The sequence below is a fragment of the Longimicrobium sp. genome (genome assembly GCA_036389795.1).
Classification (GTDB): domain Bacteria; phylum Gemmatimonadota; class Gemmatimonadetes; order Longimicrobiales; family Longimicrobiaceae; genus Longimicrobium.
Window position 1 is genome coordinate 45,389 of sequence record DASVWD010000206.1, and the last position, 9,252, is coordinate 54,640.

The following is a 9,252-nucleotide window of genomic DNA, read 5'->3' on the forward strand; positions in this document are numbered from 1 at the left end:
GTCTTTGCCGCACCCTGACCACAACGAGAGCAGAGCCCCGAGGGGGGATCGATGAAGCCCAGTTTCCGTCCGCGCAACCGCAAGCGGATCAACAAGCACGGGTTCCGCGCCCGCATGGCCACCAAGGGTGGCCGCAAGGTCCTCAACGCCCGCCGGCGCAAGGGCCGCCACCAGCTCGCGGTGAAGATCGCGGGCAAGTAAGCCGGGCGAGGGGACCCGCCGCACGCCGTGGACGCCGGGGGCGAAAGCCAGGGCTCCTTCGCGCTCCCGCGCGAGGCGCGCATCACGGCGTCCGGCGAGATCCGGGACCTGTTCCGACGGGGGAAGAGGAGGAAGACGCGTCACCTCGACGCGTTCGTCTCCCCTTCCCCCGCGGCGTTTCCCCGGCTGGGCGTGGTGGTGCCCAAGCACAAGCGCACCATCGTCGAGCGCAACCGCCTCAAGCGGCGCCTGCGCGAGGTCGGGCGCACGCAGATGCTGCCGGCGCTCAGAAACCGCGGCGCCGCGCTCGACGTACTCCTCCGCGCCCGGCCCGAGGCGTACACCGCCCCGTTCGCCGAGCTGCGGGGCCAGCTCGCGGAGCTCGTGGAGGAGCTGTGCTCGCGCGCGTCCTGACCGGAGCCATCCGCTTCTACCAGAAGGGGATCTCGCCGCTCAGGCCGCCCGTGTGCCGCTTCTACCCGAGCTGCTCGCAGTACGGGCTGGAGGCCATCGAGAAGTACGGCGCCGCCAGGGGGAGCTGGCTCACCCTGCGCCGGCTGCTGCGCTGCCACCCGCTCTGCAAGGGCGGCTACGACCCGGTCCCCTGAGCGGGGCGGGTGGATCCGGATCCGACGACACTTCGGAAGATAGATGGAGAAGCGACTCCTCCTGGCCTTCGCCCTGACGGCGATCCTGCTGGTGGTGTGGAACTACCTGGCGCCGCCCGCCCCCCAGCCGCCCGCGCGGCCCCGCGCCGACAGCGTGGCCGCCGCCCCCGCGGCGGCGCCGTCAGCCGCGCCCGCCGCCGCGGTCCCGGCCGCTCCGCGGGCGCCCGCGCGCACCGTCACCGTCCGCTCGCCGCTCTACGAGTACGACTTCTCCACGCGCGGCGCCGCGCTGGTGGCCGCCGAGCTGCTGAAGTACCGCTCGTACGTGCAGCCGCGGAGCAACGTGCAGCTCATCCCGAAGGGCGCTACCGACGTGCTCGGCCAGCGCGTGGTGGCCGCCGGCCGCACCCTGGACCTGCGCGCGGCCGACTTCCAGCCCAGCGCCCCCCGCATCGACCTGCGCGAGGGCGACCGGCCACAGGAGCTGCGCTTCACCTACGCGCCCGGCGGCACCCCGGTGGCCGAGATCGTCTACACCTTCCGGCCCGACGACTACCTGGTGGACGTCCGCGGCCGCTTCTTCGGGCTCGGCGGCGCGGGGACGCTGTACACCGAGCTGGGCCCCGGCCTGGCGCCGCACGACGCGCGCGAGCACGCCCAGGAGCGCGAGCTCTCGCTGGTGGCGTGGAACCGCGAGCGCGTCGAGCGGCTCCCGCTGCGCCGGGTGCAGGCGGCCGACACCATCCCCGGGCCGCTCGCCTGGGCGGGGGTGCGGGACCGCTACTTCTTCCTGGCGCTCATCAACCCCACCGGCCGCCAGTTCACGCGGCTGATGGCCCGGAACGTCCCCGACGAGCCCTACACGGTGCGGGGCGAGCGCCTGGTCTCGCCGCGGGCGCTCGGCACCACCGTGCTCCCGCTGGGGCCCGACGGCACCTTCGCCTTCCAGGCGTACCTGGGGCCGCTGGAGCACGGGCGCCTGGCCGCCGCCGGCCACGAGCTGGAGGAGGTGAACCCGTACGGCTACCGCTGGCTGCGCCCGGTGATCCGGCCGATCGCCGCGGGGGTGCTGTGGGTGCTGCGCGAGCTGCACGACTCGCTGGGGCTGGCGTACGGGTGGGTGCTGATCCTCTTCGGCGTGATGGTGCGCCTGGTCACCTGGCCGCTGAACGCCAAGGCCGGCCGCGCGCAGATGCGCAACATGGCCGTGCAGCCGCAGCTGCAGGCGCGCATGAAGGAGATCCAGACGCGCTACGCCGAAGACCCGCGGAAGCAGCAGCAGGAGATGATGAAGATGTACCAGGAGCTGGGGGTGAGCCCCTTCTCCATGATGTCGGGGTGCCTGCCGCTCTTGATCCCCATGCCGGTGCTGATCACGCTCTTCTTCGTCTTCCAGGGCGCCGTGGAGTTCCGCGGGGCGCGCTTCGCCTGGCTGCCGGACCTGTCGCTGCAGGACCCGCTGTTCCTGCTGCCGGCCTTCCTGGTGGCCTCCATGTTCGCGCTGCAGTGGATCACCAGCAAGATGAGCGGGATCGAGCAGAACGCGCAGACGAAGACGATGATGTACACGATGCCCCTGATGATGGGCTTCTTCTTCTGGTTCATGCCGTCGGGGCTCAACCTGTACTACGCCACCACCAACCTGGCCTCCATCCCCCAGCAGGTGCTGCTGGCCCGCGAGCGCCGCGCGGCCATGGAAGCGCAGAAGGCGAAGGAGTCCGCCCAAGCCAGGCGCCCCGCCGGCCGCCCCGCGAGCCGCGAAAAGCCCCGCCGCTGATCCCGGTCCGGACCGATCGACACGACGCCCGCCCCTCACGACGAGAGGCGGGCGTTCGCGTCTCATCCCATTCTGGGAAAACGACAAAGCCTCACGCAGAGTCAGCAGAGTCAGCAGAGTCAGCAGAGAAACACCTCTGCTCCCCCTGCGCGAGAAAGATCTCCCGCGGTTGCCCCCCGCCCTCCCCTCCCCCATTCTCCCCCGCATGCCCGCGCCTCCCCTTACCGCCGACACTATCGCCGCCATCGCCACGCCGCCCGGCCGCGGCGCCGTCGCCCTGCTGCGCGTCTCCGGCCCCGGCGCGCTCGGCGTGCTCCGCGGCGTCGCGCCCTCGCTCGACGGCGCGCCGGCGCCGCGCCGCCAGCGGCTGCTCGCGCTCCGGCACCCGGAGACGGGTGAGCGGCTGGACCGGGGGCTGGTCGCCTTCTTCCCCGCCCCGGCCAGCTACACCGGCGAGGACACGGTCGAGATCACCACCCACGGCGGCGTGCTCACCCCGCAGCTCGTGCTCGACGCGCTCCTGGCCGCCGGCGCCCGCGCGGCCGAGCCGGGCGAGTTCACCCGCCGCGCGTACCTGAACGGCAAGCTCGACCTCCTCCAGGCCGAGGCCGTGCTCGACCTGATCGACGGGCGCTCGCGCGCGCTGCACCGGGCGGCCGTGCACCAGATGGAGCGCGGCCTCTCGCGCCGGGTCGAGGAGCTGCGCGCGGCTATCGTCGGCACCGAGGCGCTCGTCGCCTACTCCATCGACTTCCCCGAAGAAGACGAGCCGCCCGTTCCCCCCGCGCGCGCGCGCGCCTCCGCCGCCGACGTGCTCGGCCGCCTGGACGCGCTCCTGGCCACCGCGCCCGAGGGCGAGCTGCTCCGTGAGGGAGCGCTCACCGTCCTCGCCGGGCGGCCGAACTCGGGGAAGTCGTCGCTCTTCAACGCGCTGCTGGGGGTGGAGCGCGCCATCGTCACCGACGTCCCCGGCACCACCCGTGACGCGCTGGAGGCCTCGGTCACCCTCGACGGCTACCCCTTCCGCCTGGTGGACACCGCCGGCCTGCGCGAGACCGCCGACCGCGTGGAGACGATCGGCATCGAGGTGGCCCGCCGCTACCTGGCCGCCGCCGACATCGTGCTCTTCTGCGTCGAGGCCGGCCGGTCGGTCGAAAGCGACGAGCGCGAGTTCCTGGTCGGGCTCGACCCCGCGCGCGCGGTGGTGGTGCGGACCAAGTCCGACCTGATGGGGGACAGGGGACAGGGGACAGGGGACAGCGGGAACGATCTGCCCGGTGGTGTTCGCGAGGTGAGCGTCGCCGCCACGGAGGGGAGGGGGATCCCGGAGTTGCGGGACGCGCTGCTCGGGATCGCGTTCGGCGGCATCCTGGGGGAGCCGGGGGAGGCGCCGCTCGTCACCCGCGGCCGGCACGCGCGCGCGCTGCGCTCCGCCCGCGGCGAGGTGGCCGCCTTCCTGGAGGCGATGGACGACGCCGTGCCGATGGAGCTCGCCGCCACCCACCTGCGCGCCGCCGCCGGCGCGCTCGAGGACCTGATCGGCGCCGTCACCGTCGACGACGTGCTCGACCGGGTCTTCGGCGACTTCTGCGTCGGGAAGTAGTGCCCAGGGCCCAGTGCCCAGTGCCCAGGAACCACACACCGGGTTTCCTGGGCACTTGGGACTGGGCACTGCCTTCAAAACCCCGGTCGAAATCGCGCTACAAACGATTTTGGGGTGGGGGGCGCACCACGCACCCTCTCCCTGCCTCGTTTTTACGGCAGGCGCGAAATGGCGAAGCCGTTTTTCTTCGGGTGAGCTTCGGAAAATCAGCGGATGATGTCGAACCCGGCCGCCGCGGGGGAAAGCGACGCGGGGATCCGGTCGACCGCCGCCACCCGCGCGTGGGGCGGCCCCTCCTGGAGGAGCCGCTCCAGCTCCGCGAGCGCGGCGTCGGATCCCCGCGCCTGGACCTCCACCGAACCGTCGTCCGCGTTCCGCACCGTCCCCACCAGCCCCAGGCGCGAGGCCTGGGAGCGGGCCCACCAGCGGAATCCCACCCCCTGCACCCGCCCCCGCACGCGGAACCCGGCGTCGGTCATCCCGTCAGAGGTTCTCCTGGTGGCTCGGCGGCCGGTGCGTGCCGCCGCTCCCCGCCGACGCCATGCCGCCGCCGCTGCGCCCCGCGGTCGCGGCCGGCCGGGCGCCGCCGCCGCCGCTGCTCCCGCTGCTGCTGCTGCCGCCGCGGGCCGGGCCGCCCAGGCCGGGGATGTTCTGCATCACCTCGTTCACCACGCTGTCCTCGGCGCCCAGGTTGCGCAGGAAGTTGCGCGCCCCCTGCGCCAGCCCGGCGGTCACGCCGGCCATCAGCGCGTTGCGCAGCTCGCTGCGAGCCCGCGACGCCTTCCCCTCGCGCAGCTGCCCCTCGCCGCCGCGACGGCTGCCGCCGCCCGCCAGCAGGAAGCCGACGGCGAAGGCGATCCCCAGCGCCGGGAGGGGGTTCTCGCGCATCTTGTCCAGCATCCCCCGGTCCTCCAGCGCGGTGGTGGCCCGGTCGGCCAGGCCGCTCACCCGCGTGCGCGCCTGCGAGGCGAGCTCGCCGGCCCGGCTGCCCACGTCGCCCGCCACCGAGCGGGCCCGGCTCCCCAGGTCGCCCGCGCGCTCGGCCACCGTGCCGGCCACGTCCTTCACCCGGCTGGTGGCCTTCTCGCGCAGCCCGGCCGGCTCGTGCTCGGCCGAGAAGGCGATCCCCGCGTGCACCTCGGCGCCGCCCGGCGCGTCGCCCATCGCCAGCGAGCGGGTGGTGCCGGCCTCCAGCCCCTCGTGGTCGCGGCCCGTTCCGCTCAGGCCAGGTCCCGACGGACCGACTTCATCTCGCTCTGCAGCCATTGCTTGTCCTCCTTGAGGGTCTCGAGCGTCTGTTCGGGCGCCAGGCTCTCCTGCTTCAGGTTGCCGAGCGCCTTCTTCGCCAGGATCCCGCCGACGATCAGGAAGAGCGCGCCCACGATCAGCGCGCCCAGCCAGTACTCGTCGAGCGCGTCGCCCACCAGCATCACCAGGAAGGCGACCAGCACCAGCACGCCCAGCAGGGCCAGGACGCCGCCCACCGCCACCATGGCGGCGTTGCGCCCGGCCGTCTTCACGTTCTCGCGGATCTCCGCCTTGGCGAGGGCGACTTCCTGGCGGACCAGCGTCGCGCTGTCCTGCGCCAGTTGCCGGATGAGGTCGCCGAGCGCGGGCTCGCCCCCGGGGACTCGCCCGTCATCGGCCCTCGCCACCGGCGCGGGCGCCGTGGTCTGAACTCGGTCCGCCATCGATGCCTCCCTTAGCGAAGGACCTTGCCGACCACGAACCCGGCGGCCACCGCCAGGAGCACCGTCCCCACCGGCTGCTGGCTCACCACGCGCCCCAGCTCGCGCTGCAGCGAGTTCATGTCGTTGTCGCGGAGGAAGCGCGCCACCGCCTCCAGCGAGTCGGCCGCGCTCGACGCCAGGTTGCCGGCCTTCGCCCCGAGCCCCTTCTGCGGGACGCGGTCGGCCAGCTCGTCGATCTTCTGCGCGGCGGTCTCCAGCTGGTCGGCCGCCTGGTCGAGCATCTGGTCCGCGCGGCCCTGCAGCTCGCCGAGCGTGTCCTCCAGCCCGCCGCCCTGGCCGCCCAGCCGGCTGGCCGTGGCCGTCCCGGTCCCCGTGCCGCCGAACTCGGAGGCGCCGGACGCCCCCGCGCCGCCGCCGAGCCCGCCGCTCAGGCCGCCTGTCGATCCGCCCAGGCTGGTGCCGCCGCCGAGCCCGCCGCCGGTCGACCCGCCCAGGTTCGTGCCGCCGCCGAGCCCGCCGCCGGAGCTGCCGCCGAGCCCGCTGGAGCCCGTCGAGCCTCCCAGGCCGGTGCTCCCGCCGGCGGAGCCGAGGCCGCCCGTGGAGCCGCCGGTCGACCCGAAGCCGCCCGTGCTCCCCGCGCCGGTGCCTCCCAGCCCGCTCCCGCCGCTCGTTCCGCCCAGGCCGCCGCTGCCGCCCGTGCTCGCGTCGAGGCCGCTGCCTCCGGTGGAACCGCTCGCGCCACCCAGCCCCGCGCCGCCCGTGCCCGTGGAGCCGAGGCCGCCGGCGCCGCCCGTGGTGCGGCCGCTCTCGCCCGTCCCGCCGCCGGTCCCTCCGGCGCCGAAGTTAGGGTCTGACATAGACGTTCTCCTCCCTTTTCCGGTTCCCATCCGTGGGACGGGGCGGGGGTGCAACGTATGTGCCAGGGTCCTGGGCAGAGAGTGCGTAAGTGCGTGAGTGCGCAGGTGCGTGAGCGCAGGCGCGCTCTTTCGATCCCGTCCAGATGTTCCACGTGGAACACTCCTCCACAGGCGAGGTAATGAGAGCCCGTTTTCCTGACGCTATTATCCATGTACCTGAATCCGCGCGGATCAGCGGCGGATCATCCCTGGGCGAGTGGCCGGAAGCACGCATGGACAACCGGTTCGACGTGATCGTGGTGGGCGGCGGGCACGCCGGGGTGGAGGCAGCCGCGGCGTCGGCGCGCATCGGGGCGCGCACGCTGCTGGTCACCGCCAGCCTGGAGGCCATCGGCCAGATGAGCTGCAACCCCGCCATCGGGGGGGTGGCGAAGGGTACCGTGGTGCGCGAGGTGGACGCGCTGGGCGGCGTGATGGCGCTGGCCACCGACCGCGCGCGGATCCAGTTCCGCATGCTGAACCGCTCCAAGGGCCCCGCCGTCTGGGCCCCGCGCGCCCAGTGCGACCGCGGCCTGTACCCCCGCGCCGCCCGCGCGCTGCTGGAGCGGCACCGGGACCTTGAGTTCTTCCAGGGGATGGTCGGCTCGCTCGTGCTGGAGGGTTCGCGCGTGGCCGGGGTGCGCACGGAGAGCGGCTTCGAGTTCCGCGCCCGCGCCGTGGTGCTCACCGCGGGCACCTTCCTGCGCGGCAAGATCCACGTCGGCAGGTCTCCGGGCGTGCCGGCCGGCCGCGCGGGCGACCCGCCGTCGGTGCGCCTGGCCGAGCAGATGGAGGCGCTGGGGCTGGAGGTGGCGCGCTTCAAGACCGGCACCCCGCCCCGCATCGACGGCCGCTCGGTCGACTTCTCGAAGACGGAGGTGCAGCCCGGCGAGAGTCCCGAGTACCGCCTCTCCGCCTGGGAGCGGGCCCCGCTCCTCCCGCAGCGGCCGTGCTGGATCACCTGGACGGGCGAGCCGCTGCGCGAGATCGTCCGGCATCACCTCGGAGATTCCGCGCTGTACGGCGGCGAGATCTCCGGGCGGGGGCCGCGCTACTGCCCCTCGATCGAGGACAAGATCGTCAAGTTCCCCGACGCGCCGCGCCACCAGGTGTTCCTGGAGCCGGAGGGGCTGGAGACCACGGAGCTGTACGTGAACGGCCTCTCCACCTCGCTCCCGGCGGAGGTGCAGCTCCGCATGCTGCGGAGCATCCCGGGGCTGGAGCGGGCGCGGATGACCAGGGTGGGGTACGCCATCGAGTACGACTACTACCCGCCCCACCAGCTCCGCTCCACGCTGGAGCTGAAGGCGCTGGACGGGCTCTTCCTGGCCGGCCAGGTGAACGGGACCACGGGGTACGAGGAGGCCGCCGGGCAGGGGATCGTGGCCGGCGCGAACGCCGCCTTCGCGGCGCTGGAGCGCGAGCCGCTGGTGTTGGAGCGCGACCGGGCGTTCGTCGGCGTGCTGGTGGACGACCTGGTGACGCGGGGGACGGACGAGCCGTACCGCCTCTTCACCTCGCGCGCCGAGTTCCGGCTGGTGCTGCGTCAGGACAACGCCCTGCAGCGGCTGGGCCCGCTGGCCGCGGCGCGCGGGCTGCTCACCCCCGCGCAGCGCGAGGCGCTGCAGCGGCGGCTGGAGCTGGCGGAGCGGCTGGAGGGGTGGCTGCGCGGCACCAACGCCGCCCCCGCGCAGGTGGGCGCGCTGCTGGAGCGGGCCGGCTCGCAGCCGATCCGCGAGCCCGTGCGCCTGGCCCAGCTCCTCAAGCGCCCGGGCGTCACCGCGGCGGCGCTGCTGGAAGCCGTGGGAGGCGGGCCGCTCGCCGGGGACGGAAGCGAGGAGGAGCGCGCGGCCGCCACGGAGGCGCTGGTGACGGTGGAGATGGAGCTCAAGTACGACGGCTACCTGGCGCGCGAGCGCGAGCGCGCCGAGGCGCTGCAGCGGCAGGCCGACTTCGCGCTTCCGGCGGACCTTCCCTACCCCGAGCTGGCCTCGCTCTCTTTCGAGGCGCGGCAGAAGCTGGAGCGGGTGCGCCCCGCCACCCTGGCCCAGGCTGGCCGCATCCCCGGCGTGAGCCCGAGCGACCTGCAGAACTTGGTGATGGAGGTGCGGAAGCGGAGGGCGATAACTGCCAGTGCGTGAGTGCGTGAGTGCGGAAGTGCGTTACGACCGAGGTGGATGGAGGTGTCTGCGCGGGCCGGGACGGCTCCTGGATTCCAGCGCACTCACGCACTTCCGCACTCACGCACTCGCCGTTGAAATGTTCCACGTGGAACACTTCCGTACCACGTTTCTGGACGAAGCCGGGACGGCCGGTTAGATTCCCCTGTCCCCACCCCCACCCAGGCTCAGAGGACGGGCGTGTCGCGCATCATCGCCATCGCGAACCAGAAGGGCGGCGTCGGCAAGACCACCACGGCCATCAACCTGGGGGCGTGCCTGGCCGTCGCCGAGAAGAAGACGCTCGTCGTGGACAC

Annotated in this window: 11 protein-coding genes; 7 read left to right on the top strand and 4 right to left on the bottom strand. The window is 73.6% G+C overall.

The window, feature by feature from the left end:
- The first annotated feature begins 51 nt into the window (after window positions 1-51).
- From rpmH to mnmE, 5 genes are all read left to right on the top strand, one after another.
- Entirely contained in the window at window positions 52-201 is a 150-nt protein-coding gene (gene rpmH, locus VF746_24675) for a 50S ribosomal protein L34 (protein ID HEX8695632.1), read from the top strand.
- Between the two features lie 27 nt (window positions 202-228).
- Window positions 229-615 carry a ribonuclease P protein component gene (gene rnpA, locus VF746_24680; protein HEX8695633.1) on the top strand — a complete coding sequence of 129 codons (387 nt, stop codon included), beginning with the start codon at window positions 229-231 and terminating at the stop codon, window positions 613-615.
- Window positions 597-809, top strand: a complete 213-nt coding sequence (yidD, locus tag VF746_24685; protein HEX8695634.1) for a membrane protein insertion efficiency factor YidD — start codon at window positions 597-599, stop codon at window positions 807-809. The genes rnpA and yidD overlap by 19 nt, the downstream gene beginning before the upstream one ends.
- Before the next feature lie 43 nt (window positions 810-852).
- The gene (yidC, locus tag VF746_24690; protein HEX8695635.1) at window positions 853-2,586 is read left to right on the top strand and encodes a membrane protein insertase YidC; all 1,734 of its coding nucleotides are present in this window, start codon (window positions 853-855) and stop codon (window positions 2,584-2,586) included.
- Window positions 2,587-2,791: 205 nt separating this feature from the next.
- Window positions 2,792-4,189 (top strand): tRNA uridine-5-carboxymethylaminomethyl(34) synthesis GTPase MnmE, encoded by a 1,398-nt coding sequence (gene mnmE, locus VF746_24695; GenBank protein ID HEX8695636.1) that lies wholly within the window; start codon window positions 2,792-2,794, stop codon window positions 4,187-4,189.
- A gap of 206 nt (window positions 4,190-4,395) precedes the next feature.
- Here the strand turns inward: mnmE and VF746_24700 are convergent, their stop codons facing one another.
- From VF746_24700 to VF746_24715, 4 genes are read right to left on the bottom strand one after another with little or no spacing between them, the layout of a single operon-like run.
- Complete coding sequence (locus VF746_24700; GenBank protein HEX8695637.1) at window positions 4,396-4,668, bottom strand: acylphosphatase; 273 nt, start codon at window positions 4,666-4,668, stop codon at window positions 4,396-4,398.
- Window positions 4,669-4,672: 4 nt separating this feature from the next.
- Window positions 4,673-5,455, bottom strand: coding sequence for a hypothetical protein (locus tag VF746_24705; GenBank protein HEX8695638.1), 783 nt, complete (start codon window positions 5,453-5,455; stop codon window positions 4,673-4,675).
- The gene (locus tag VF746_24710; protein ID HEX8695639.1) at window positions 5,410-5,880 is read right to left on the bottom strand and encodes a phage holin family protein; all 471 of its coding nucleotides are present in this window, start codon (window positions 5,878-5,880) and stop codon (window positions 5,410-5,412) included. Before VF746_24710 ends, VF746_24705 begins: the two co-directional genes overlap by 46 nt.
- A gap of 11 nt (window positions 5,881-5,891) precedes the next feature.
- On the bottom strand, window positions 5,892-6,737 hold the full coding sequence (locus tag VF746_24715; protein HEX8695640.1) for a hypothetical protein: 846 nt from the start codon (window positions 6,735-6,737) through the stop codon (window positions 5,892-5,894).
- Between the two features lie 272 nt (window positions 6,738-7,009).
- Between VF746_24715 and mnmG the strand changes: the two genes are divergently transcribed.
- Both mnmG and VF746_24725 read left to right on the top strand, forming a co-directional pair.
- Window positions 7,010-8,917, top strand: coding sequence for a tRNA uridine-5-carboxymethylaminomethyl(34) synthesis enzyme MnmG (mnmG, locus tag VF746_24720; protein ID HEX8695641.1), 1,908 nt, complete (start codon window positions 7,010-7,012; stop codon window positions 8,915-8,917).
- 219 nt (window positions 8,918-9,136) lie between these two features.
- The coding region (locus VF746_24725; GenBank protein ID HEX8695642.1) for an AAA family ATPase at window positions 9,137-9,252 on the top strand (116 nt) is incomplete at its 3' end.

Bases quoted from the DNA above. Each gene is read 5' to 3' on its own strand.
- rpmH (HEX8695632.1), top strand. From the start codon at position 52: ATGAAGCCCAGTTTCCGTCCGCGCAACCGCAAGCGGATCAACAAGCAC.
- yidC (HEX8695635.1), top strand. From the start codon at position 853: ATGGAGAAGCGACTCCTCCTGGCCTTCGCCCTGACGGCGATCCTGCTG.
- mnmE (HEX8695636.1), top strand. From the start codon at position 2,792: ATGCCCGCGCCTCCCCTTACCGCCGACACTATCGCCGCCATCGCCACG.
- VF746_24700 (HEX8695637.1), bottom strand. From the start codon at position 4,668: ATGACCGACGCCGGGTTCCGCGTGCGGGGGCGGGTGCAGGGGGTGGGA.
- VF746_24705 (HEX8695638.1), bottom strand. From the start codon at position 5,455: ATGGCTGCAGAGCGAGATGAAGTCGGTCCGTCGGGACCTGGCCTGAGC.
- VF746_24710 (HEX8695639.1), bottom strand. From the start codon at position 5,880: ATGGCGGACCGAGTTCAGACCACGGCGCCCGCGCCGGTGGCGAGGGCC.
- VF746_24715 (HEX8695640.1), bottom strand. From the start codon at position 6,737: ATGTCAGACCCTAACTTCGGCGCCGGAGGGACCGGCGGCGGGACGGGC.
- mnmG (HEX8695641.1), top strand. From the start codon at position 7,010: ATGGACAACCGGTTCGACGTGATCGTGGTGGGCGGCGGGCACGCCGGG.